This is a genomic window from Vibrio kyushuensis (genome assembly GCF_050337325.1).
Lineage (GTDB): Bacteria > Pseudomonadota > Gammaproteobacteria > Enterobacterales > Vibrionaceae > Vibrio > Vibrio kyushuensis.
On the sequence record NZ_JAKJSV010000005.1, the window covers coordinates 50,375 to 74,732 of the forward strand.

Annotated in this window: 16 protein-coding genes; 11 read left to right on the forward strand and 5 right to left on the reverse strand. The window is 42.6% G+C overall.

The genetic code is table 11. The features are described 5' to 3' along the window. The first annotated feature begins 147 nt into the window (after window positions 1-147). The 5 genes from L4D20_RS11850 (at window position 148) to L4D20_RS11870 (ending at window position 16,183) form a co-directional block, all read left to right on the forward strand. Window positions 148-960 (forward strand): hypothetical protein, encoded by an 813-nt coding sequence (locus tag L4D20_RS11850; RefSeq protein WP_428801798.1) that lies wholly within the window; start codon window positions 148-150, stop codon window positions 958-960. A 174-nt stretch (window positions 961-1,134) separates the two neighbouring features. Continuing rightward, entirely contained in the window at window positions 1,135-1,779 is a 645-nt protein-coding gene (locus L4D20_RS11855; RefSeq protein WP_428801799.1) for a helix-turn-helix domain-containing protein, read from the forward strand. Window positions 1,780-2,133: 354 nt separating this feature from the next. Next, window positions 2,134-14,901: a retention module-containing protein gene (locus tag L4D20_RS11860; RefSeq protein WP_428801800.1), complete on the forward strand. Its 12,768-nt coding sequence runs from the start codon at window positions 2,134-2,136 to the stop codon at window positions 14,899-14,901. Between the two features lie 234 nt (window positions 14,902-15,135). Further along, window positions 15,136-15,348, forward strand: coding sequence for a hypothetical protein (locus L4D20_RS11865; RefSeq protein ID WP_428801801.1), 213 nt, complete (start codon window positions 15,136-15,138; stop codon window positions 15,346-15,348). Window positions 15,349-15,463: 115 nt separating this feature from the next. Beyond that, on the forward strand, window positions 15,464-16,183 hold the full coding sequence (locus L4D20_RS11870; protein WP_428801802.1) for a class I SAM-dependent methyltransferase: 720 nt from the start codon (window positions 15,464-15,466) through the stop codon (window positions 16,181-16,183). 33 nt (window positions 16,184-16,216) lie between these two features. Here L4D20_RS11870 and L4D20_RS11875 read toward each other — a convergent pair whose 3' ends face one another. Further along, a complete protein-coding gene (locus L4D20_RS11875) occupies window positions 16,217-16,840 on the reverse strand; it encodes an alpha-ketoglutarate-dependent dioxygenase AlkB family protein (protein ID WP_428801803.1) in 624 nt (207 codons plus the stop codon). Next, window positions 16,827-17,492 carry an SDR family NAD(P)-dependent oxidoreductase gene (locus tag L4D20_RS11880; RefSeq protein WP_428801804.1) on the reverse strand — a complete coding sequence of 222 codons (666 nt, stop codon included), beginning with the start codon at window positions 17,490-17,492 and terminating at the stop codon, window positions 16,827-16,829. Before L4D20_RS11880 ends, L4D20_RS11875 begins: the two co-directional genes overlap by 14 nt. Window positions 17,493-17,747: 255 nt before the next feature. On the opposite strand from L4D20_RS11880, the gene L4D20_RS11885 reads away from it, so the two are divergent. Beyond that, window positions 17,748-18,506: a RecX family transcriptional regulator gene (locus L4D20_RS11885; RefSeq protein ID WP_428801805.1), complete on the forward strand. Its 759-nt coding sequence runs from the start codon at window positions 17,748-17,750 to the stop codon at window positions 18,504-18,506. A 25-nt stretch (window positions 18,507-18,531) separates the two neighbouring features. Here the strand turns inward: L4D20_RS11885 and L4D20_RS11890 are convergent, their stop codons facing one another. Beyond that, on the reverse strand, window positions 18,532-19,440 hold the full coding sequence (locus L4D20_RS11890; protein ID WP_428801806.1) for a helix-turn-helix domain-containing protein: 909 nt from the start codon (window positions 19,438-19,440) through the stop codon (window positions 18,532-18,534). A 167-nt stretch (window positions 19,441-19,607) separates the two neighbouring features. Here L4D20_RS11890 and L4D20_RS11895 point away from each other — a divergent pair, with 167 nt between their 5' ends. Continuing rightward, on the forward strand, window positions 19,608-20,516 hold the full coding sequence (locus L4D20_RS11895) for a DMT family transporter (RefSeq protein ID WP_428801807.1): 909 nt from the start codon (window positions 19,608-19,610) through the stop codon (window positions 20,514-20,516). A 23-nt stretch (window positions 20,517-20,539) separates the two neighbouring features. On the opposite strand, the gene L4D20_RS11900 is transcribed toward L4D20_RS11895, so the two are convergent. Beyond that, window positions 20,540-20,851: a hypothetical protein gene (locus L4D20_RS11900; protein WP_428801808.1), complete on the reverse strand. Its 312-nt coding sequence runs from the start codon at window positions 20,849-20,851 to the stop codon at window positions 20,540-20,542. A gap of 251 nt (window positions 20,852-21,102) precedes the next feature. Between L4D20_RS11900 and L4D20_RS11905 the strand changes: the two genes are divergently transcribed. The 4 genes from L4D20_RS11905 to L4D20_RS11920 all read left to right on the forward strand — a co-directional run bounded on the left by L4D20_RS11905 (window position 21,103) and on the right by L4D20_RS11920 (window position 22,696). Further along, window positions 21,103-21,288 (forward strand): hypothetical protein, encoded by a 186-nt coding sequence (locus L4D20_RS11905; protein WP_428801809.1) that lies wholly within the window; start codon window positions 21,103-21,105, stop codon window positions 21,286-21,288. A gap of 75 nt (window positions 21,289-21,363) precedes the next feature. Further along, window positions 21,364-21,615 (forward strand): PnuC protein, encoded by a 252-nt coding sequence (locus L4D20_RS11910; protein ID WP_428801810.1) that lies wholly within the window; start codon window positions 21,364-21,366, stop codon window positions 21,613-21,615. A 160-nt stretch (window positions 21,616-21,775) separates the two neighbouring features. Next, window positions 21,776-22,000, forward strand: coding sequence for a hypothetical protein (locus L4D20_RS11915; protein WP_428801811.1), 225 nt, complete (start codon window positions 21,776-21,778; stop codon window positions 21,998-22,000). A gap of 84 nt (window positions 22,001-22,084) precedes the next feature. Next, window positions 22,085-22,696, forward strand: coding sequence for a LysE family translocator (locus L4D20_RS11920; RefSeq protein ID WP_428801812.1), 612 nt, complete (start codon window positions 22,085-22,087; stop codon window positions 22,694-22,696). Between the two features lie 80 nt (window positions 22,697-22,776). Here the strand turns inward: L4D20_RS11920 and L4D20_RS11925 are convergent, their stop codons facing one another. Continuing rightward, a complete protein-coding gene (locus L4D20_RS11925) occupies window positions 22,777-24,261 on the reverse strand; it encodes a carboxypeptidase M32 (RefSeq protein ID WP_428801813.1) in 1,485 nt (494 codons plus the stop codon). Window positions 24,262-24,358 lie beyond the last annotated feature (97 nt).

The window sequence follows — 24,358 nt, forward strand, 5'->3', positions numbered from 1 at the left end:
TTGATATATTTATGGTTGGCGTTGGTCATTTATGATTTATTGATAAGGTAAAGCAAGATTGTGGAATCAAAGCTGATGCCTTTTAGGTGACTAACCAGTTTCAATCTACCAAGGCTTGTTATCACAGGCTTATTTCAGGAAAAAACAATGCAAGTTAAAGCAGCAAAAATGATTGCAGCACTCTCTCTTATTGCCCTAGCAACGGGTGTATGTATGTCTGCTTACACACACGCTGCCTATCTCGATGAAGAGACGGGTGAAGTTGTTATCGTTGCGGATACCGAAAATGAAGATATGTTAGGGGCGATCTATTATCCAGATGAAATAGACTCTGAAGGGGAAGACACATTACAAGAAAAGCAAGTTAACTATGGCGATCCAATGGCCTCGTTCAAAGGTGTCGGCGTACAAGGTACGAATGATGCTTGGTCAGTGTCTGGTATCTACGGTGGCGGTAAACATATCGCGGTGGTTGAGCTTGGTTCTAACTCAAATAAAGGTCTTACTCATCGCATACGCTATTTCAATACTGATGACGACAGTGGGTTTGGTTGGTCTGTTGATGTTATGGGTGATAACTCCAAAAACTCGAACACCAATGGTGTGTTAGCAGGGGTGATGCAGCGGTTCATTGTTTCTGACAACATTCAGTTATTCCCTATGTTTGGAGTCGGTAAACTCTACAACCAGACTCAAAATAGTGGCTTGAAAACCAAAGCTGATACTTGGGTTGCTCAACCTGCATTGTACGCAATGTACGCGTTCGATTCTGGTCATTGGTTATATGCGAATCCGAAAGCAAACTACATTGGTGACAGTAAAAAATGGATAACCGAGCTTGAGTTGGGCGGTGGTTATATGACCTCTAGTAATACCAGTGTTGGTTTCAAATATGACATTAGTCATTTTCAAAACAAAACCGATACAAAAGGGTGGGTCAATATGTTCTATTACTTCTAATTCTATTGGCCTATAGGGTGAAAAGAGTCATCTCACATAAATAGGCCAGTTATTTGAACTAGAATGGCATTGAGTGCTAATCGAATCTTGAACGTAGCAATAAAAGAGTTTATCTTGCACTTAGTTTCATTTTTGATTTACTCATAAATCCTATTTGCTAAAGGGATGCCATAAATGCAAGAAAACTATCAAGATAGAATCATCTCATTGCTAAAAGAGCGTGGTGAAAATAACGCCTCACTTGCAACTGGAATTGGAAAAGGGAAGGCGACAATTGGACGCTACCTTTCAAGTTCTGACAATAGAACCTATCCAAGCCTAGAAGAGTTAGAGGATATTGCGAAGTACCTAGGAGTAGAGGCACATTGGCTATGCTTTGGCATAGGTGATAAACACACGAGTCTAGAGACTATCAATAGTTTGAGTAGTTCAGATGCGGTGACGGTGAATATTTATCGTCGTAGTGATCTGAACACTTTCTTTGATACCGGTGAAGCGCCAGTTTTTGGCACGATGCCTGTACATAAAAAGTATGAGAACTGTTTTGCTGTTGTCTACCATGTTCAAGGCCCGATTGCGAAACAATGGGATTGCGCGGCATTAATCGCTAGAGATAGAGAGTGGGTCAATGATGATATCGTTCTCGCTCGTATTGGAAATAACCCAACCCCAGACTTTTTCACCTTAGTAAAAGTGTCTGATAGTATTCATGTTTGGTATGGTGAAGATACGACTCAAAGCCCGCTTCATACGATTACTGAAGATGAAATTGATATTATTGGTGTCGCGTATTGGGGTACTTGGTCGAGAAGATTCTAATCGCTGATACATATCCTTTTTTAACGAGTAATCAATTCAAATAGTAAGTTTCACCTCTTGAAGCTTACTTCCTTTCCTCTGAGTTTCACTGCTGCATTGAGCGAATAAGCGCGCGTCAAATCCTCACTATTTCGTAGACAATTTCTCTTTATTTGAGTCGCTTTTATAGGATTGATAATCACGCTTTCAATTCTGTAAGCTAATGTTGACACATTAGAAATATTCATTTGTTTCTAGCGTCATTTTGACGCTGCCATAAACATGACGTCCCTCGCAATTATTGATATCCTTACTGATATAAGAAATATCTTGTTACATTTGTTTTGATGCCATTTTGGCGCGCTTGGGGTTTTTATGGATGTCGATGTAATTCGTCACAATGTAGTCGTAAAAGAAGTGTCGGGTGACGTTGTTGTTGTCTGGGTTGATGGAAGCGCGAAAAAGGCGGAAGTCGGCGAGATCATTACTAAAGACCATATTGTAATCACTGGGTATAACTCAACGATTACAATGATTGATGCTGACTCACAGCTTAACTTGAATGCTAACTGTATAGCGTGTGGGGACGCTGACGGTGGTTGGGGTGTGGCGCCTGTAGCGGGTGAAGTGAACTTCAATCTAGAGCAACTTGAGAATACGGATATTAGTGAAGAAGATCTCGCAGCCATTCAAGAAGCTATTCTAGCAGGCGCCGATCCAACGGAATTATTAGAAGCAACCGCTGCGGGTGGTGTTGGTGGTTCAGCTAACGCAGGCTTTGTGACCATTGAATATAACGGCGCTCAAGTCCTTGCGAGTACGTTCTTTGAAACCTCTGCGATTGTTCGTGATGAAATAGCGACGGCTGATGATGAAAGAAGAACGACTGCTCTTCCAACTGGTGGTGAAAGCATTAGTCAATCAGTCCAAGAAGGGTCTTTATCACTTAATTCTTACCCTCAATCGACTACAACCTCAATAACTGTTGAATCTAGTGATCTTGCTTTAGACCCCGGTTCATTTTCACCTTCAGCCGTATCACTAGAGTTACTACTTACGGAACTTAACTCAGATATCACCTCATCCGGTGAAGCCGTCGAATTTGTTTATGATGAAGCTGAAAATGCGATTGTCGGAACAAACGGTGAAGGCGAAGTCCTTCGAATAGACATTGACGCTGTTTTATTAGGAAGCAATGTCACGCTTGAACTTACGACGACGATAACTCAACCTATCGACCATGTGTCATCTGTTGGCGGCGGACAGGTTTCAATAGTTGATGATCAAATTACGATCTCATTTGAGATACAAGGCGCTGATTCCGCGGGTAATGCTCTGATTGTTCCAATCGACGCAGCGATTACGATTGATGACGGCAACAATCCTGTGATTACTGATGTCTCTTCAATCAATCTTGATGAGTCAGGGGTTACTGGTGGCTCTAACGAAGGGGCAGCAATAGTTTCAGGAAATGGTCAAATCTCAGTTGATGCAGGCAGCGACACTATCGATCACTTTGAATTAGAACCTACCGAATTTAACAGCGACAGTGCTCTGTTATCGCAAGGGCAACCCGTTCAGCTTGAATTGGTCAGCAACGAAAATGGCATTCGCACTTATGAAGGTTACGCCCAAATAAACGGTGCTCGTGTTACGGTTTTTGAAGTGAAAATCGACTCCCCGGCTTTAGGGGGCTATGAATTCACCTTACTTGAGCAGCTTGATCATCTTGGTGCTGAGGATGCGTCTACGATCATTAACCTGCCGGTTTATGCTGTTGATGCCGATGGTGACCGTTCTAGCCTTTCTCAAGGAGAGGCTGACGCTCAAGCGGCAATGATACAAGTGAATGTTCAAGATGATGTTCTTGAACTGGTGGACAATAGCTTCACCGTTACTGAGCCAACGTTAGACGGCGAAACGTCGGTATCTCATAGTTTGTTCAACGTTGAGGGGGCTGATACTGCAACGATTCAATCTTTTACTTACTCTGATGAGACGTATGAATTAGATCAAAGTGCTGCTGATGGCGCATTGCAAATTTTTACCTTTGCAGAAGGGACGCTCTCTGTCTCGCTAAATGGTGAATTTGAGTTCGTTGTGGTTCGTGATATTGACCACTCTAGTAATGAAACTATTGCTAAGCAGTTTGTGTTTACGGCAAAAGATGCGGATGGTGACGAGGACACAGCAAACGTTGATATTAAAATTACCGACGGCAAAAATCCTGAGATCAATGTTGTACCAAGTGTCAGCCTATCTGAAGTCAATCTTGAAGATGGTTCTGTACCTAGTAGCGCCAACTTAAGCAGCACACAGTCAATCATATATTCTGAAGGCAGCGATGACGTTAGCTACTTTAGAGTTGCCAGTGACGAGTTTAATACTGATGGATCTCTAACCTCAAATGGTTTGACCGTCGAGTTAAAAGAAGAGCCTAGCGATTCGGGTCAATACGTTGGTTTTACTAAGAATGCATTGGGGCAAGAGACCCAAGTTTTCACTATTGTTTTCAATAACTATGCAAATATTAACAGTAGTGACAAAGGCAACTACACCTTTACTTTGATTGAGGCGTTCGATCATGCTGATGGCTTACAAAATAACGAATTAACCTTCGAACTACCTGTTTATGCGGTAGACACTGACGGTGATGATTCAGAAGTGAAACAGCTGTCAGTTAGCATTACTGATGATTTTCAAGGGATGCAAGACGGCGGTCTTACCATCAATGAGCCAAGCTTGGATGATGTTAACAGTAGCACGCCAAGCACTGAGACTATTAACCTAATGCCAGCGCAAAGCGCAGACGGTGCAACCATCACCCAATTTACTTTTGATGGCAGTGACCCATTCATGCTTGATCAATCGGTAGTGGGAGAGCAAGCGTTTGATGTTGATGAAGGTACTTTATACCTGACCTTAGCTGGTGAAATGCGTTTCGAACCGAACCGAGACTTAGACCATTCCAAAGGCAATATTGTTAAGTCTATCGTTGTCACTTCAAGTGATGGCGATGAAGATGTGGTTAGCTCGACAATTACACTGACTATCGAAGATGGTGAAAACCCAGAAATTAACCTCGTACCGAGCGTTGATTTATCAGAAGCAAGTCTTGATGATGGCTCTTTACCTAGTAATGCCAGCCTAAGCTGCACACAATCAATCACTTACACACAGGGTAGTGACGATGTTAGTCACTTTAGAATTGCTAGTGATGAGTTCAATACGAATGGTGCACTAACCTCCAATGGCTCAGCTGTAGAGTTAAGAGAAGAGCCCAAAGATTCCGGTAAATACCTTGGTTTTACAACAGATTCACAAGGGAAAGAGACCCCAATTTTCACTATTGTTTTCAATAACCATACGAATGTTAACAGTAGTGACAAAGGCAACTACACCTTCACATTGATCGAGGCACTCGATCATGCAGATGGATTACAAAATAACAATGTAGCTTTTGAACTGCCTGTCTATGCGGTTGACACTGACGATGATGATTCACAGGTAGATCAGCTGTTGGTCAACATCAAAGATGATGTACAAGTGATGCAAGATGGTAGCTTTACGATCACCGAGCCTAGTGAATCAGACTTAAACAATGGCATGCCAACAACCGATATGGTCACCGTACTGCCGACTCAAAGTGCTGATGGTGCGACAATCACCCAGTTCACCTTTGATGGTGGTAACCCAATCACGCTTGACCAAACAATACTAGGTGAACAATCGTTTGATTTTGATGAGGGCACACTTTACGTCACATTAAACGGTGAGATGCGTTTTGAGCCTAATCGAGACTTAAATCATTCGAATGGTGATATCGTCAAATCCATCGTTGTCACTTCAGCTGATGGTGATAAAGATGTGGCGACTTCAACAGTGACGCTAACCATTGAAGACGGTGAAAATCCTGAAATTAATATCCTTCCGAGTGTTGATCTATCAGAAGCAAGTCTTGTTGATGGCTCTTCACCTAATGTTGCTAGTGTTAGTACTACAGCGTCCATTGCCTATACGCAAGGTAGTGATGATGTAAGCGTCTTTAGAATTGACACTGAGGCGTTCAATGCTAGTACTTCACTCACTTCAAATGGATTAACGATTAAGCTAATCGAAGAGCCTAGTGAGTCTGGGCAATATGTCGGCTTTACCACCGGTGCTCAAGGGCAGAAGACTCAAGTATTCACCATCGTTTTCAATAATTACGCTGACGATAATAGCAGTGATAAAGGCAACTATACCTTTACATTAATCGAAGCGATCGATCACCCCAATGGCCTCGACAATAACCAGCTCGCCTTCGACCTACCGGTTTACGCGGTGGATACTGATGGTGATGATTCAATTGTGAAACCGTTGACGGTCAGCATCACCGATGATGTACAAGTGATGAAAGATGGCAGCTTAACGATCACAGAACCAAGTGCATTAGATCTAAGCAGCGGAACACCAACGACAGACACGATAAATATACTGCCTACACAAAGTGCAGATAGCGCGACAATCACTCAATTCACCGTTGATGGTGGAGATGTCATTACGCTTGAGCAATCGATAGCAAGTGAGCAAGCGTTTGATTTCCCTGAAGGAACACTTTACGTCACTCTAGCTGGTGAGGTGCGCTTTGAGCCTAATCGAGATCTCGACCACTCGAAAGGAGACATTGTTAAGTCTATTGTCATCACCTCTAGTGATGGTGACAAAGATGTTGTGACGTCTAAGGTGACGCTGACCATAAAAGATGGTGATAATCCTGAAATCAATGCAATACCAAGCGTTGAGCTGTCAGAAGCAAATCTTGATGATGGATCTTCACCAAACGTTACAAGCGCGAGCGTGACCGCGTCTATTACTTACACACAAGGCAGTGATGATGTTAGCCACTTTAGAATTGCCAGTGACGAGTTTAATGCTGACGGGTCGTTAACCTCAAACGGTTTGGTCGTTGAGTTAAAAGAAGAGCCGGCCGACTCTGGTCAATATGTTGGTTTCACTAAGGATGCACAAGGGCAAGAGGCTCAGGTCTTCACCATTGCGTTTAATAATTACGCAGATGCCAACAGCTCTGATAGAGGTAATTATACCTTTACCCTAATTGAAGCGATTGATCATCCTGAAGGTTTACAAAATAACGAGCTTGCGTTCAAACTGCCCTTATATGCGGTTGATACCGACGGTGACGACTCGGCTATGAAGTCGTTAACCGTTACCGTTACTGATGATATTCCAACCATTGTTGATACGGCAAACACAAGTACATTCAGTGTTGATGAAGATGCGCTGTCTGGTAGCAATCCTCAAGTCACTGGCTCATTTGTTACCACAGAAGGGGCGGATAGCGTAGTTTCTTATGAGTTACAAAACTTAGCTGATACAGCGAGTGGGTTGTTCTCGGGTGGTGAAAGCATCACCATCGAAAAAGTGACAGGCGATGCCAACAGTACCAGTTATCAAGGTATGGCTAATGGCGTCACTGTCTTTACCTTAGTGTTAACTGACAATGGCTCTTATACATTTACTCTGCTTGAGGCCATTGATCACTTAGGCGATGTGGATACACTTTCCATTCCTTTTGATGTTGTCGCTATCGATGCCGATGGTGATGTTTCTAAAGGTTTCTCTCTGCCAATAGAAGTCATTGATGATAAGCCTTTTATTTCTAGCACAACTGGGGAAAACTTGGTTGATGAGGATGATCTTACTGGTGTTGGCTCTGATCAAAGCAACGACACACAGGTATCAGGGTTGTTTGTCATCGAGGAAGGAGCAGACGGAGTTGTAGAGTACGAACTCGTTGATGCCAATTCAATATTAGTAGGGCTTACCAGTGGCGGTGAATCTCTTGAGTGGGGGGCGCTCGTTGAAAGCACATCTGCATCAGGCAATAGCTTTACCTATACCGCACAAACTGAATCAGGCACACCTGTTTTCACTATCACATTTGATACGAGCGACAACAGTTACCAATTTGAGCTGTTAGGCTCTTTGGATCACGGTGTTGTAGATAGCGAAGACACCTTACAGCTAGATTTTACTATTGTGGCCACAGACTTTGATGGTGATGTTTCAAATCAAATAAGTCTTCCAATAACGGTTAAAGATGACGTACCGCTGCTAACCGAGCATTCAATCTCTCGCATTGAAGGGCAAGGCTATAAGAACAGCAAGATTGAGATGTTTGAGAATGCCACTGATGAAGGGGCAGACAGCGCGAAGTTAACTCAAATTGAAGGGACTACGGAAAGTGGAGCAACCATTGTTTTTGGTGGTCCAAGAGGTACTTATCTTGATTCTGTTGATTTGAATGACGGGCGACAAAATGTTCGCGTTTATGAGCAAACTGATGATGGCGCTGGTGGCACAGAAACTAGACAACTTGGTATTTTGCGAATTAATTCAAACGGAGAGATAGAGTTTCGAGCCAATAATTACCTTGAGCATGATGGTGATGAGATTAATTTTTCGATTGATGTGACCGCAACCGATGGGGATTTAGACACTTCAACAGCGCCACTAGAAATCACCATTAGTGATAAAGAGTCTCGCCCAATCTCATTGAAAGTGACGACATTTGAAGACTCTGGACGAGATGCCAGCATTCACTATGCATCAGGCGATGAACCAGACGCAGAGAACATACAAGATAACCAGACGGGTTTGTCGGATACGCCTGCTCAAATATCACTGCAAGTAAACCTCTTTGACGCTGATAATAACGAGTCAATTGGCGCTTTGACGATCAAAGGCGGCAATCATCGAGGCGACTTCTACTATCTAGAAAATGGTGAGTTCCATAAGTTAGACGCAGACCCAGTGACTGGCAATATCGTTTTCAATGATTCAGTGTTGCAGCAGAGCTTTAGCCAAAGTGGTAACAACACCATCGCAACCATCGATAATCTTTACTTCGTACCCGATGAAAACTACTCAACAGGTAATGGCGGCGTAAAAATTAACTATCAGCTCGAGATTGATAACAACGGAGTTGCGGACCATACCATTGATTCGAACTTTAGAATCGAAATTGAGAGTGTTGCCGATATTGCGGATTGGAATGATAGCCGAAGCACCTACCACTATGAGACAGGCGAAGATGACAGTAATGTTCGGTTACAGCTTAGAGCGGAATCGCAAGACACTAGCCGAGCGGAAACCATCACCTATGAGCTAAAAGTGACTCAAGGAGAAGGGCAGTTTGAGCTACTTGATCGCAAAGGCGATGTTCTGACGCCAGTGAATGGTGTTTACATTATTGCGGCGAGTGACATCAATCGTATTGAAGTGAATCCAATCGATAACTTCTCTGGGCAAATTCGATTTGAAGCGACTGCCGTTACCGAAGAGCGCTCAAACGCCTATAACGATGGAACGGTAGACAAATCTACAGCACGTTCAGAATCGCAAGAGTTGGTTATTGATGTAACACCAAGTGCTGATTCTGGCAGCTTTAGCGTTAGCAGAATTCAGATAAATGAAGACAATATCGCCAATCCAGATTATTACGGTAGTGATGAAAATTATGACCCGTTTACGCTAGATGAAGTGATCACCATGAACCCTTCAGTTGACAGTGATGGTTCAGAGGTGCTGTTCGTTCGTATCTCAGACGTGACTGAAAACGCTGAATTTGTATGGATTGGTAGTGGCGATAGCCAAATTACAACCGTTGAAATTGACGGAGTAACCTATTTCGAAATCCCATACGATCAGCTAGCTAACGTTGATGTTGTGCCTGAAAAACACAGTAACGAAGACTTCTCTTTTAAAGTCACGGGTGTAGTCAAAGATAGCGCAGCTTTATCTGATGGGGCTGTGCATGTATCTGAGCAGGAGCTAGGAACTAAAGTGGTGAATGTTGAAGTCTCTGGCGTGGCTGATGTAGCGGTAGCACAGACGATCGGCTCACACTGGAGTAGTTTTACTGAAGGTGGCGTTCAAGGTGTCGAGACAACCATAGAAGAGAGCCAGAGTGGTGATCACTATGCTGTTTTTGATTTCTCGGTCATATCGGGTGAGCGAGGTGATAAACCACTTGATGACTCTGAATCCATAACTGTTCTTCTATCTAATATCCCAGAAGGTGTCGTTATTGAGGACAGCGATGGGACTCAGATTGATCTTAACTTTGTAGGTTACGATGGCAATGGTCAGCCTATCTACGAAGCGAACGTTACGGGGTTTAATACCACTTCAGGAATCATAATTCGACCAATAGACTCGTCGACAGAGAATATTCATATTACCGCTAACATTATTGTGACGGAAAATGATGGTCATGTTCATACCTTTGAACAAGAAGTTCGGGTCAATGTCGCACCTGTTATTGATGCTTCGGATAACTACACAAACAGCTCTATTGGAAATGAAGATCAGCGGATCAATATTGATTGGCACCCAGAAGGCTCAGATTACATAGACAGCGATGAACACTTCACATCGATAACGCTTGAAGGCATTCCTTTAGGTGCGAAAGTATTTGTTGATAATATCTTAGTTACAACAGACGTTAGCTTAGACGGTCAATCTCAGGTTGTTGTTATTGAACCCAATGGTTTATCACCAGAAGCATTTACTCAAGCAGCCCTTAAAGCTGATTTCATTCAAATCTTACCGCCAGTCGATTCAAGTAAAGACTTCACATTAAGCTCAACGGTTGAGATTGAAGAGCGCGACCACGAATACACCAGTGACGACATTGTTGGTGAGGGCGGTCGTGTTACCGCAACGATAACTGGCACCATTGATGTGACAGTGCGAGCTATTGTCGAAGACCAAGATGCAGACAATAAGCTCGTTGTGACCAATGAAACGGGAGCTACAGATTATACCGACAATGCTGCCGGAGCTATTACAGCAGATGACAAAGGTATAATTCGCTTTACCACTAACAATGACAATCTTTCGTTGGATGGTGAATACGTTATCCAGTACAAGGAAACGGATTCTTCATCGGTTGAAGTGGTAGAAGACGTTATCGTTGAATTGACCCACCTCGATGGTAGTGAACTTAGTTTAGATATTATCAGCCAACTCGTTGTTAACGGTGCAGCTTATGAAGGTAACGGTCGTTGGATCATTATCGATGAGGATGCTTTTAGTATCAGTGCGCCACAAGGGCTTGATCTAACTCCTGGCATTACAGGTGATTCAAACAGTTATAACTCAATAAAACTCAATATAGAAACACTCGTGATTGATGAAGGGGAAGACACTAATGAGCATTCCCCAGAGCAGCAACGAACGGGTTCGGTAACGCTCTCATTTCCTGAATCGATTGACGGAGGAGATGAAGTCGCGGCGGAGATAACGGTTACTTCAGATAGCATAATCAATGCAACCGAAGATCAATCTGTTGATTTAGGTGCTCAACTCAACAGCATTATCAGTTTTACCAATACAGATACTTCAGCCGATGAAGTGACGATTGTTATAGACGATTATGTGATGATTGATGGTAAAAGCTATCCAATATCTATCTCTGGCGCAGAAGTAGATTTCGTTAATGGACAGTTTGTTTTCCAAACGACAATTTCTGATGCTGGCGTAGTCGAGCCTTTTGATGGACTCACATTGAAGCTTCCAAACGACTACTCTGGTGACTTTAGATTACCAATTACCGTTATCACTAAAGACATAACTTCAGGAAATGAAAACTCTGAGGAGAGCTCGGTCGTGGTTCGAGTAGATCCTATTGCTGACGTAGGCGGTGATGAACCAGCCATTTCTATTAAAGTGATAGGTTCGCTAGATGACAGCATGACCCCAATGGATCTCGATGGAAGTGGTCAAGCGGACAGCATCGGCTACGAAGACAGTTATATTCAGCTTAGCCTAGGTCATGAATTGGCGGATAAAGTCTCAGGTATTGAAGGGGGGCAAGAAGTTCTTTCTTCGGTCACACTGACGTTGGCCAACCCTGATATCGGTGCATTTTATGATACTGACGGTAAAAATTTAGGTACGGAGCTTACCTTTGATGCCAGCCAAATTAGCGCAGGTGCACTCGACAATATTCTATTTAGGGCGAAAGAGAACTATCCAGGTGACGATGATCAAAATGAAGTGACAATCAACGTATCAGGAACGGTGACCGATACCGCGACATTTGATGAGTTCACACCTAATCAAACGGTTGAGCATTCCGATAACTTCTCTACCAGTGTCAGTTTTGAAGTAACACCAGTTTTAGATGGCGTTACCGTAACGGGTACGATTGATGACCCTAACGATACCAATTCTTCAGACGGCACCGACCAAATCGTAGAGATCACCACTAACGAAGATGAATCAGTATCGCTAGGCATAGCGGGCTCGGTGAGCCTTTCATTGATTGACTTAGATGGATCAGAGCAGTTTGTATCGTTTAAGTTTGTGGATGTTCCAGACGGCTTCTTGCTAACAGCTGATTCTGGCTACACGGTTAAAAATAATGGAGATGGCGTATGGAGTGTTCAAATCCCATCGGATGCTGGAGCTACGGTTGATTTGAGTGCTATCTCTATTTTACCACCGAAGAACTACAGCGGAACGGCTGAGTTTGGCGTTACGGTATTTACTCAAGAGTCATTATTAGGTGTTCCAACAGAAGTTGCTGATTTGCCAAAGTTTGTCCTCAATGTGATACCGGTCGCTGACAGCATCGATATTGATGCCACTGACGCTGTTTCAGGTTTAGAAGGTCAGAATATCGACATTGATATTAAAGTTTCTGTTATCGATAAATCAGCAACGGTTTCAGGCAATGGTGTTTACTCTGAAAACAGCGCAGAAGTGTTAAGAGTCGAAGTCACTAACGTTCCTAATGATGCCACGATCTTTTACCCAGACGGCGTGACACCAGCAACTTACGACTCAGTAACGGGCACTTGGACGCTGAATGTTCTTGCTCAGAACCTAGACAAAATTATATTCAACTCTGGAGATTACAACAGCGATTCGGGCAATGCGATGGGCATAGACAATCCATTGACCATAACGGTTCAGTCGGTCGATAAAGACTCGGATGGCAACGAATACATTGGTCCTCCTGTTGAGTTTGATGTGGATTTGGCAATAGATCCGGTAAACGACCAACCGATATTCGTGAACGTGTCTGATTTGGAAACCCAAGAAGACACCAACATCGCCATTGACTCATTCAGCATCGAGGATATTGATGCTACCTATGATGATCCAGACGCGATTTACACTCTAACGCTGAGCGTTGATCAAGGCGAGCTAGAATTTTCCGCATTCCCTGATGTGACGTTCTCATTGGATGCTCAAGGTAAACTCACGATGACGGGCAGTGTTGGCGATATTAATGCTGCATTGAACGCAGGTAAGGTCACGTTTAAACCTGATGCTGACAGTAACAACATTAACTCTGGAAGTGCAGTGACCGTTACAGCTGTCGTTGATGACGGTGGAAATAATGGCGTGATTGATCCAAGTGACAGTACGACGTCATCAACTAATCAAGCGACTTTTGAGATAAATGTCACGGAAGTGAATGATCAGCCTCAAGCTAATAATCTCGACTTCGGAACGATTTTAGAAGAAGGGCAGATGATCATCTACGCAAAAGACTTGATTGATGCGACAGATGATATGGAAGGAGACACTATTCGTGTTGTCGACCTAACGCTTGAAGAAGGACAAGGTCAATTAGAGAAAAGCGCAGATGGCACTTACTGGACGTTTACTGCTGCCGATGAATTCAATGGTAGTGTAAAACTTGGTTATGTCGTCGAAGATGATGGACAAACCAATGGCTTGAATGACTTTTTACAAGATAGCGCAAAGGTTAGTTTCATTGTTGAAGGGGTAAACGATGAGCCTGTGATTGATGGTACAGGTGTGACTCACGTGGTGAGTGAAGACACGGCTCAATTAATTAGTGGTATTAACATCAGTGACCCAGATTACGTTGATGGATACGCTGACGATCTAATGACTGTAACGCTAAGCATTAATGCTGGGACATTGTCGGTTGCACTGCCTGTTGGCTCGGGTGTTGTGGTAGCGGGTGATGGTAGCGGTACCGTTGTTCTCACCGGAACTTTGGCAGATCTGAATGCACTTATCGATACACCAACCGCACCTCACGGTCTCTTTTTAGATGCAAGTGATGTTTCAATCAGTAATATTGACCTTCAAGTGGTTGCGAAAGACAGCGGGAACCCATCGGGTATTGTGATAGAAACTGATCCTGTGCATTACGATATAACAGTGATACCAGTGGCAGATACGCCAACGTTAACGGTTGATCCAGCGGTTAATTACATTCGAAACATTACCACTAGCCAAGCGGCAAGTAACAACGGCATCGCGATAGTAGGGCTTATTGCCGCGCTAACGGACAGCCGAGAAATATTGACGTTAGAAGTATCGGGATTGCCATCTAACGCTAGTTTAAGCAGTGACGCAGGAAGCGTTACTTTCATGTCCGGTGTATGGGTGGTTTCTGCAGATGCAATTGATTCACTTCAAGTGAACAACGCGCCTATTGGCGAGCACACTTTGAGCGTTCTTGCCGTTTCGACAGAATCAAATAACGATGAAGCTTTCTCTCAATCTATCGATATTCAGCTCAATGTCGTATCCGATGCGTCTGTTATCGATATGTCTGCTGAAACAGACGATCAACAGATATTGGCGGACGGTGAAAATAGTACACTGACTGGAGGAAGTGGTGACGACCGCTTAGAAGGAGGTTCGGGTAACGATACTCTCGAAGGTGGCGCAGGTAATGACACACTATTGGGCGGTGAAGGTGATGATATATTAGTTGGTGGGCTAGGTTACGATGTTCTAACTGGCGGTACAGGAATGGATACTTTCGTTTGGCATGAGATCGATGATGGCGTCACTGACACGATTACTGATTTCCACCTAGACGAAGGAGACCAGATCGATTTGAGAGACGTTCTGCCTGAGTTACGCATGGACAATGTCAATATGGATACCTTGCTTGAACATCTTGATGCAAACATCAACGGAGATGACATAACGCTTACCATTCACCCTCACGGTGTTGGTGCTGAAGAGCAAACGATCTTAGTTGAAGATTTAGCTCCTCAGCTATCTCTCAGTGGGTTTGAGTCGACTGATATTGTCACTGCAATGATTGAGCAACAAGTGATTATGCATGAACTGTAAGAGCCGTTATTTTTTCTCTTCCTAGGGAAACTCGCGCTTTAGCTAATACCTAAAGCGCTGGTTCTTTCCCTCTAATCTAAGTCAAGCCTCCGATCGATATAAACGCCTTCGAGTGACCTAATGTTGGTAGCCTTTCTAAACCGATAACGTGTTACCATTTGCCAGATAATTTAAACGTAAACTGAACTCCTTCTCGGTACGAGAGGATGTATGTTATTGATTGGATGAAAATAGATGAATTACATTAGCCTACTGTTAGATGCAGAAGCACATAGCATTGTTGCTGACCTAGTGGATGAACTGGAAAGTGACCAAGACGGCTGGATAAAGATGAATGCTCGACTGGCCTCAATGGTTGATGCTCAGTTAATCGAAAGTCAATACGTAGGCAAAGTTCTGTGGTTCAGTGAGTCTGACTTTATTGAACAAGAGATCCAATACTCTTAATGTTTAGCTTGCATCTCTTAGTTCTGGCTTGAGAGCTACGGCTTGAAGGGCAGGGTTTGAAAATTAGAACGGGCTAGATTGAACCGTCGTTGAATGTTTAGAATGGTTGTTGTTAATGTCTGAAATGTATACCAAACACGCACAGAAATATGGCGACGTTGTAAGAGATAACATCTACAACGCCTATCTGGAGCGTCCTTCTACGCTTGCGTTACTTGATAACGTAAAAGGCATGAATATCATTGATATGGGGTGCGGATCAGGCATTTATTCTGAATGGTTTATTAAACAATCGGCTAGCCAAGTGACGTGCGTTGATAAATCACCAGATATGGTGGCTTTAGTTGAATCCAATCTTGCTGAGTTTGTGCTGCAGGGCACAGTCAAAACTTACGCTCAAGATTTATCAAAAGGGCTTCCTGTGGAAGCATCTGACAGTGCAGATGTGATTGTTTGCCCTCTGGTTTTGCACTACATCGAAGATCTCGACGTAGTGTTCAAAGATGTACATCGCGTTCTAAAATCAGGGGGCTACATGGTGTTCTCAACCCATCACCCGTTTGCCGATTTTGAATGTACGTTATCAGGTAATTACTTTGACCGTGAGCTAATTGAAGAAGAGTGGGATACAGTTGGAATCTCCGTGAGCGTCAGCTTCTATCGCCGTTCGCTCGCTGAACTTTGTAATGCGGTAACATCATCTGGGCTGCTGATTTCAAAGATCAGTGAAGGCGAGGTGGATGAGAAAGTGAAAGAGATGTGTTCCTCCACCTATGAGCGACTAAAACAAAATCCGAACTTTATCTTCATTCGTTGTGAAAAACCGAACGAATAGAGCGCTATGGTTTAAACATACGCCATTAAAGCGTTACGATGATTGATGTATCAGGCGATAGGTTAGGTTAATCCTTTCAGTTTTTGGCTTCTTGGTTTTTGGAACGGTATGAAGCCAATATTTCTGCATCTCACCCGCCATAATCAGCAAACTTCCCGAGTTAAGTTCGAACGTGTATTTCTGTTTGGTCTGTTTGTGTTTTAAGTGGAACGTTCGAGTTTCGCCCAAACTAATAGAAGCGATAATTGGCTGTGGCCCAAGTTCAGGCTCATTATCGCTGTGCCAACCATTTGAATCAGTGCCGTCACGGTATAGGTTCGCCAAAACAGAATTAAATCGAGCATTGGTGACTTGTTCACCGTTAGCTACGTTTTCACACTGAGACTTTAGATCTAATAGTATCGGCAGCCAAGGATCGGGTTCCATGGTGAGATTGGAATAGCGATAACTGGCATCGCCATACCATGCTTGTAAGCGAGGTATTGGCATGGTCTTGCCAAATAGCGTTATTTCATCACTACGCCACCGGACCTGATCACGTAGAGCACTAAACAAAGCTTCTGCCTGATCATTATCGATAAAGTGCGGGTCCCAATACAACAAGCCATTAGGTACCGAGTGCCATGTTTTTAGTTGAATAGGGCTAGCCACGGGCAATTGTGATATCCGAGATGTAACCATGTTCAGTATTTACTAACGCCTGTTTAAGCATAGAAGCCGCTTCGGTCGCGGTCATAAAGCTTGAAGTGTCTCTCTCTTTGTCGCCTAAATCCCAGAAATTGGTCGCCATTCCACCTGGATATACGGCGATGATCTTCATTGGGCTATCTTTCAACTCAAGACGCAGTGATTCGATAAATCCACGCACTGCCCACTTTGCCGCGCAGTAAGTCGATTCGCTCGCTTTCCCCGCTTGAGCTGCGGTCGACATGACGACCACTATTTTTACTTTTTGATCGCGGTAGCGTTTGATTAACTCACGCAAAAATAGAATGGTTGAGGTAACGTTGTTATCGAGCAGTTTTTTGATTTCGATAGGTTCTTGCTGCTCAATATTGCCAAAATAGCCACTACCCGCACAATGGATCACTGTGGAAGGAGTTTCTGTTATTGAATCAAATAACTTAGTCACGCTTTGTGGATCACAGAGGTCAGATACTTGTGTTTTGACCTTGTCAGACAGTGGCGTTTGCACTTGGTCTAATCGTTGTTGATTACGTCCAGTCAGTGTTAACGAAGCACCTTCATCGCCATATAGGTTAGCCAATGCCGCGCCTAATCCGCTACTTGCTCCAGTAATTAAAATCATAGTTATCTCAGACTGTTTAAACTGCCCCCAATGTAGCGTTTTCACTAAAAAATATCTTCTTGGCTTTAATGTGAAAGCTCACAGTTTCTTAATCTTATATAAGGTTTGGCTTTGACTGGAGGGTGTGGAAAAATGGGTGGATACAAGCTTAACAATGCTGGTCTCAGTCGTTAACGCTAAATCGAATCAATTAGAGGTAGCCCTTTGTCTCCTGAACAAAATCGAATTAAAAAAGCCACGCGTATAGAAAGCGTTATGAATTCTGCAATGTGGCACTTGGGGCAAAGGGATCTTACCGAAAGTGAGTTGATCTCTAAGCTGCGTGTGAAAACCGACAATGAAGAGTGGATAGCCGATACGATGGAGAAACTTCGGGGGTTTGGTTATCTAAAATCAGATAATGAATTTGCCGAAAAATTCGCAGAACGTGCATTTGCTAGTGAATATGGTTCAGGGTACATTCTAGAAAAACTCAAAAAGAAAGGGATCAAAGATACCTTGATTCGAGAAGCGATAGCGAAGGTTACTGAAGCACTGCAAATCGATGAGCAAACAATATTAATCGATCGAGTAAACAATACTTATCAAGAGTTTACGATAAGCAAAGAAAAACTCGTCTCAACGCTTCAAAAAAGAGGCTTTAGTTACGCGCAAGTGAATGAAGCGATTAAACAGCATATCTGTTTTGACCAGCTTCAAACTAACCTTGAAATCAAAGCTGAAAAAGCAGATTTGGAAAAAGAAATTCTAAAGTACGCTCGTAAAGGGAAGGGCTTGACGGTTATTCGCCAAGAGCTACGTCAGCGCAAAATCGATATCACTGAGCTTGAGACCACTGTAGAACGTTTAATGAACGCTGAAGAGATTGATTTTTACTCCTCTTGTTTAGAACAGCTTGAAAAAAAATCGTATGATTTAAAGACCCATAAAGAACGTAGTAAAGCGTATGCGATGTTAAGCCGAAAAGGGTTCTCATCAGATGAAATTAAGTTTGCTATGGAAGAGCTTAGCTAGGTTATTGGCTAAGATATTGGCCAGATCATTTACTGGCGGCTTTGCCCAGTTCACGTCGATATACAGCGGGTGTAGCGCCGACTCGTAATTTGAATTGCTGCGACATATGTTGCTGTGATGAAAAACCACATAGCTGAGCAATATCCGCTAGTGTGGACGTATTATTGGTAAGCAGTTGCTTAGCGAGTTCAATACGGCGAGACAGAACGTATTGGTGAGGTGTGCAGTTAAAGCTTGTTTTAAACATTCTAGCGAAGTGAAAATCACTCAAGTTAGCCAAAGTCGCCAGATCACTTAGTGAAAAAGAGCGAGATAGGTTTGCCTCGACAAACTCAGTGACACTTCGTTGGTTTGTTATAGATAGCCCGCCAGTACTTATTGCTTTGGTCATTGAGTAATTACAATAACGGCGTAGAAGGTGTATGAGTAGCATTTGCTGAGCGTGCGAAACTATCAACTTATCAGTTGAATCCTCCCAGTTTTGATTCAGCATTGTTTCTCTAATTAGCTGGCTTACAAAAGGGTCATCAACGAAAGTGAGTTCACTTAGCTCAATGTGTCTGCCTTCTTTATCAAATACTTGTTCTGTAAAACTTTGTAGATGTGCTTGTTCAAAATAGAGGTGGAAGAAAGAGAATGGCGCTGAAAAAGCCCAATCTGAACGATGATCTTTTGGCATTAAACATAGCTTATCTATTCCACCATTCAGGTTCCCGGAGTTCATGATCCGCTGCGTATTGTGACCACCTTGTAAGTAGTAGCTTAAGGTATGATGCCCGGGTTTATCGTAACTAGCACTTCCATTACTATTGCTCCACACAGCAGAACCCATGCCATTATCTAGCCATAGCTCCTTATGCAGTGTTGCAGTGTTGTTAGACAATACACTGTAGACACGCTTGTGCTTATCCCTAAACGGGGAACGCTCATCCAATACAAACTCCCTATATTTCTTAATTCAATATACTTACTTTCAATACTTGTGAACACCAAAGGCGAAAGAAAAGCGCAAGAATCTGTAAAAACAGCAGGAATATGGACGAAGTACATGACTGAACTAAGTAGCCTTATCAAATAGTTTTAATAAGGAAGTAAAGTGCAATGAATGCAATCTTATACACAGTTACCGTCTTAATTTGGGGCTCAACATGGCTGGCGATAGCATATCAACTCGGTGATACACCGGTTGTCGTGTCTGTTGGTTGGCGGTTTGCCGTTGCGTCCATTGCGCTGTTCGTTATTTTGATTGTTCGCAATGCATTACCTAGGCTATCTATTGAAAACCATAAAATGGCAGCGCTTCTTGCTTTATGCCTGTTTTCAAATAACTTTCTACTCTTTTACGCTGCAACCGAATACTTACCCAGTGGTTTGAATGCTGTTGTATTCTCACTCGCTCCAATACTGAATTCGTTTAATCTCTGGATACTTGAAAAACGCAGACCATCTACTGCATTTTTGCAGGGGGCCATAACTGGGTTTACAGGGGTTGTTCTTTTGTTTGCTTCACAGTTCGTCAGTGCAGATATGGATCTAACCATTTTTCTTGGCTTAACGCTTAGCTTCTTAGGTACGTGCTTCTTCTCTATGGGGAATTTGGTGTCAGCACGAGCGCAGAAAAAAGAGATGCCACTATTGCCAACTACCGCATGGGCAATGGGGTATGGGGCGCTATATCTATTGATCATTGCGTTGATCTTGGATTTACCACTGAGCATACCCGACACATCGACCTATGTATCTGCTCTAATGTATCTTGCCATTGTTGGTTCCGTGGTTGGTTTCAACACGTATCTGGCACTGGTTGGTAGGATTGGAGCGGCAAAAGCAGCTTACTGTACTGTGTTGTTTCCGCTAGTCGCTCTGTCGTTATCTACAATATTTGAAGGATATGAATGGACATGGCTATCAGCTATAGGTGTTGTTCTGGTATTAGCGGGCAACCTTCGTGTGTTTGGCTTTCATGAACCTGTTATACGTTGGTATCGTACATATAGCAGCCAACAGTAATGCCTAATGATGAATAAACCTTATTAAGGCCAAGCTCGTTTTTTTACGCTGCTGCCGTTGACTTTAATCAGCTCTATGGCCTTTTTAGACTTGTCTTCGATGGACTTCAAGCTTTGTGTTACCTTGTCTTGAAACTCATTATTTTTTCCAGAGTGATTTGTTTGTGAGCTTGAAGGGGACTTTAATTGATGCATCAATTGTTCAAGCTTTTTGTTTTGCCCCTCAAGTGCGCTAACTTTTGCCGTTAGCTCTCGAATCATCCCATTTTGTTCTTGGAGCTTAGATTCAATACTGTTAAAAGCCTGAAGTATTTGTCCAACGTTTTGATCTGCCATATAAATATCCAATTAAGCCTTTCTGACATAATATAAAGTATAGGCAATGCATTTTGATTTACATTTAATAAATGTATTGAAGTTACGCATCTATCGCACTGACTTCATTTACGTTGCTAGCGACATAGTACAAGTTAGGTACACATATAAGGCTGATATCATAAGCTTTTGTATTTGTTAACTATCTCAAAGAATGGAAGAAAAACAAGAGCTACCATGGTGATTATTCGATTTCATCAGGACCAGTTATTATGAAGAGCACATCAAAAAGTAAGTCGATTGTTGCTATCTCAAGTGTATTTTTCTTATTGGGTTTTCTATTTCTCAATATTTCATCACAAGCGTTACTGTCTATTATCGTTATTCATATTTCGTTCTCTATGATAGTTCTGAATGCAGACTTAATTCGCTCAAACCCAGAAAGTGATAAAGAATAAATAGCGAACATAAATTTTTGATTTATGTTCGCTATTTAGTTGAATACTCGACTAATCTGGCGGTAAGGGCTTCTAATGGATTATTTACAATACTACGGCGTTGATTGGGTCGCGATGGTCTTTACTTTCCTCGCAATTTGGCAGATTGGTAATAAGAATAAAGTTGGCTTCATTTTAATGATGTGCGGTAACTCAAGTTGGATTGTTGTTGGTTGCCTAACGGGCAGTATTGCCATGATCATTGCCAATATCATATTCTTTGCCATGAATCTCAGAGCGATAGTTCAATGGTCTAAGCCCGAGAATAGAGTGGCGCATGAAGCTTAATGCAACACTATAGAAAATAGACAGATCATAAAGTGTATATTTTTGTAGGAAAAGCCAAACGTATATATGCACATTATTGTTTATCTGTTCTGCGTCAAAATTGGTACCATAAAAAGGTTGTATTTTGGATACGTTTCCCCACTCATAATAAGGATGTTTTATGAAAACGTTGAAGATCGAAACGTTCACTCTTGGCGAAAAAGAAGACACAATTAAAGTACCTTTAGCTTTAGCTAAACTGGCTGTTAGCCCATTTTTAAAGCGCCTAAATAGTGATCAAGCAGAGATCGTGACATCAGCTATGAAATCAAATGATTTTCTAGGCGTAATCTTAGAAGTAGAAGAGCACCAATCGAATGAAAAAATCATATTTTCGATTGTTTAGGGTATAGTCAGGTTTAATTAAACTCTACTAATAGGGACTGAAGGTAGCGTTATGCGTTTACCTTAATTTCCATCTGAGGAAGTAATGGACTACTTATACTCACTGGTTCTATTTGCAATTGTTTCATCTGCGACCCCAGGACCAAACAATATCTTACTTATGACATCTGGGTTGAACTTTGGTATTAAAAGAAGTTTACCAGTCATGTCTGGCATCTGTTTTGGCTTTGCGTTTATGCTTTTTCTTGTTGGAATAGGTTTTGGGCAGGTGTTTGAGCTTTATCCAAGTTTGCACCAAATTATTAAGGTTATAGGCGTTTCATATTTGCTTTACCTTGCTTGGTTAATTTCAGGGTCAAGCGGTCGCTTATCAACGAAAGAACAGAAAAAACCACTAACATTTCTCAATGGAGCACTATTTCAATGGGTAAACGCGAAGGCGTGGGTTGTAGCGACAGGCGCTTGTGCGGCTTTTACTATACAAGGCGCAGAACTGTTTAATCAAACTCTTACTTTGTCGGGAACATTTTTGATCGTATCGTTTCCTAGCGTTGGTATTTGGTTATTTTTTGGTTCTTGGCTGAAGCGGTATTTAAACAATGAAGCCAATCGCAAATGGTTTAACTGGACAATGTCAGGCTTGCTGGTCGTATCGGTTTTACCAGTGACGCTGGAGTTAGTTGAACAGTATACCTAATTAGAGTATTTGAGTATGAATGAAAAGTGCCAGTGAATAACACTAGCACTTATTTCTATTCAGGTTCTGGATTGTGCCGATTAACCTAAGTAGCGTTCCACTAGATGGCTTTTGAAGAAGTCAGCATTTAGTGTTTCTCCCGTCGCTTGTTTAACAAGTTCGTCAGTTGTAAGTAAGCTGCCTTTACTCCAAATATTCTCACCTAGCCAATTAAATATAGGCGTTAAATCGCCAGAATGAATGACACTATCCACACCAACCGTTTGTTTCATTGAAGCCATAAATTGAGCCGCATACATAGCGCCTAAAGTGTATGAAGGGAAATATCCAAATGCACCGTCTGTCCAGTGAATGTCTTGCATGCAGCCATTTTTAAAGTTCCCTTCGGTTTTTAGGCCAAGGTATTGCTGCATTTTTTGATTCCATAGCTCTGGCACATCAGTATGTTTGATTTTCCCATTGATCAGATCACGTTCAATTTCATAACGCAGAATAACGTGGGCAGGGTAGGTTAGCTCGTCCGCATCAACACGAATGAAGTCTTTCTTAACTCGTGTATAGAGCTTTTGGAAGTTATCAAAACCAAACAATGCAGGATCATGTGTCGTGAATTGTTTACCAGCGAGGCTAGACAGATGTTGAATAAACGAATCACTACGGCCTACTTGCATCTCAAAAAATAGTGACTGAGATTCGTGAATACCCATTGAACGAGCTTCTCCAGCAGGTAATCCACCGAGCGCTTTAGGTAGACCTTGTTCATAGCGTGCATGGCCTGTTTCGTGCACAATGCCCATCAGTGATTGAACGAATTCAGACTCATCGTACCTTGTGGTAATTCGCACATCTGAAGGCACGCCGCCGCAGAATGGGTGAACACTTTCATCCAATCGGCCGTGTTCAAAATCAAACTGTAAAAGCTTCATTACTTCTAAACCAAGAGCTTTCTGTTGGGTAGTGTCAAACTGTCCGACTGGCGTTATAAATGCTTCAGATTTTTGTTTCTCAATGACATCATCAATAAGAGATGGAAGCCAAGTTTTTACATCGGAAAACAGTACATCTAGTGATGCTGATGTGGTACCCGGTTCGTAAATGTCGAGCATGGAATCATAAGGAGACAGTCCCGTTGCTTCCGCACGAATTTGCGCTTCTTCTTGAGAAAGCTTAACGACTTCAGCCCAGTTCTTTTCAAACCCTTGCCAGTCATTATCACCACGTTGAGAGCGCCAAGCGTGTTCACACATAGAACCAGCAAGGGACTTGGCTTGAACTAGAGACTCAGGCAATACGTTCGCCTGCATCCACTGGCGTTTTAATTCACGCAGTGACGCATTGTCTTGTGCAGAAAGTGTTTCAGCTTCAGCTTGGGCAAACCAATCAGAGAGTTGAGGTTGAGTCAGAAGCCCATGAATGTGAACTGAGAGTTGTGCCATCGCTTCTGAACGCGCTTGGTTACCACCAGATGGCATCATAGACGCTTGATCCCAACCACAAATAGCAGCTAAGTGATTAAAGTGTGAGATTGTTTTTGAGTGTTCGACTAATTTATTGAATGCAGTCATTACGAAGCCATCCATGACGGAAGAAAGATGCTTTCAGTGTATCAATCTTTAGTTGATTCTCAAGTTATAACAGGTGCTTGACTGATTAGGAAGTTCA

Excerpts from the sequence above, each read along its gene's own strand:
- L4D20_RS11870 (WP_428801802.1), top strand. The coding sequence starts at position 15,464 with ATGTCTGAAATGTATACCAAACACGCACAGAAATATGGCGACGTTGTA.
- L4D20_RS11885 (WP_428801805.1), top strand. The coding sequence starts at position 17,748 with ATGAATTCTGCAATGTGGCACTTGGGGCAAAGGGATCTTACCGAAAGT.
- L4D20_RS11865 (WP_428801801.1), top strand. The coding sequence starts at position 15,136 with ATGAATTACATTAGCCTACTGTTAGATGCAGAAGCACATAGCATTGTT.
- L4D20_RS11850 (WP_428801798.1), top strand. The coding sequence starts at position 148 with ATGCAAGTTAAAGCAGCAAAAATGATTGCAGCACTCTCTCTTATTGCC.
- L4D20_RS11925 (WP_428801813.1), bottom strand. The coding sequence starts at position 24,261 with ATGACTGCATTCAATAAATTAGTCGAACACTCAAAAACAATCTCACAC.
- L4D20_RS11920 (WP_428801812.1), top strand. The coding sequence starts at position 22,085 with ATGGACTACTTATACTCACTGGTTCTATTTGCAATTGTTTCATCTGCG.
- L4D20_RS11855 (WP_428801799.1), top strand. The coding sequence starts at position 1,135 with ATGCAAGAAAACTATCAAGATAGAATCATCTCATTGCTAAAAGAGCGT.
- L4D20_RS11895 (WP_428801807.1), top strand. The coding sequence starts at position 19,608 with ATGAATGCAATCTTATACACAGTTACCGTCTTAATTTGGGGCTCAACA.
- L4D20_RS11880 (WP_428801804.1), bottom strand. The coding sequence starts at position 17,492 with ATGATTTTAATTACTGGAGCAAGTAGCGGATTAGGCGCGGCATTGGCT.
- L4D20_RS11900 (WP_428801808.1), bottom strand. The coding sequence starts at position 20,851 with ATGGCAGATCAAAACGTTGGACAAATACTTCAGGCTTTTAACAGTATT.
- L4D20_RS11860 (WP_428801800.1), top strand. The coding sequence starts at position 2,134 with ATGGATGTCGATGTAATTCGTCACAATGTAGTCGTAAAAGAAGTGTCG.
- L4D20_RS11915 (WP_428801811.1), top strand. The coding sequence starts at position 21,776 with ATGAAAACGTTGAAGATCGAAACGTTCACTCTTGGCGAAAAAGAAGAC.
- L4D20_RS11905 (WP_428801809.1), top strand. The coding sequence starts at position 21,103 with ATGAAGAGCACATCAAAAAGTAAGTCGATTGTTGCTATCTCAAGTGTA.
- L4D20_RS11910 (WP_428801810.1), top strand. The coding sequence starts at position 21,364 with ATGGATTATTTACAATACTACGGCGTTGATTGGGTCGCGATGGTCTTT.